The sequence below is a fragment of the Aeromonas sp. Prich7-2 genome (assembly GCF_017939255.1).
Taxonomy (GTDB): Bacteria; Pseudomonadota; Gammaproteobacteria; order Enterobacterales; family Aeromonadaceae; genus Aeromonas; species Aeromonas caviae.
The window spans coordinates 1-625 of the sequence record NZ_JAGKRI010000306.1 but is presented as its reverse complement, the minus strand read 5'-3'; the positions used below and the strand labels follow the sequence as shown (position 1 = coordinate 625).

General features: G+C 47.4%; 1 tRNA gene and 1 rRNA gene. Both read left to right on the top strand.

Features of this window, described 5'->3' with window-relative positions:
- Window positions 1-75 (top strand): 16S ribosomal RNA (locus tag J9892_RS22295); the annotation flags it as partial.
- Between the two features lie 280 nt (window positions 76-355).
- A tRNA-Glu gene (locus J9892_RS22290) sits at window positions 356-431 on the top strand.
- The last annotated feature ends 194 nt before the right edge of the window (window positions 432-625 follow it).

Genomic DNA, 625 nt, shown 5'->3' with positions numbered 1-625 from the left:
ACGGTGTGATTCATGACTGGGGTGAAGTCGTAACAAGGTAACCCTAGGGGAACCTGGGGTTGGATCACCTCCTTACCTTAAGATGACGAAGTTGTTGAGTGTTCACACAGATTGCCTTGATTCAAAGTAGTTAGAGCAAAGACCTGGTGCGCCTTGGCGTGTCAGTGCTTGTTTGGTCGAAAGACTAAATGAGAGAAGCCCGTTCGTTGGGTTGGGATGTGAATAATGACGAAAGTCGTTACCCAATTCAGAGTTAGCGATAACAACGAACAGCGCTAAAGGCCGCTAGCCTCGCAGGCTCGGCGTCGCCTTTACGAAAATCATTGCGAAGTGACCTTCGCAAAGCGTGATTTTCGTCCCCTTCGTCTAGAGGCCTAGGACACCGCCCTTTCACGGCGGTAACAGGGGTTCGAATCCCCTAGGGGACGCCACTTCTCTTCGCAGCTCAAGAATGCAGACATAAGCATTACGTGTTTATGTCTGTTTTCTTCGGCCTTGCGCCGTTGCAAACATGCTCTTTAACAATCTGGAAAGCTGATTTAAAAAGTAGTTCTCAAACATTTGTTACAAGTGCTTTGGAAACTTCTTGGCGAAAACCAAATTTTATTTGGTCCTTGTTGTACAG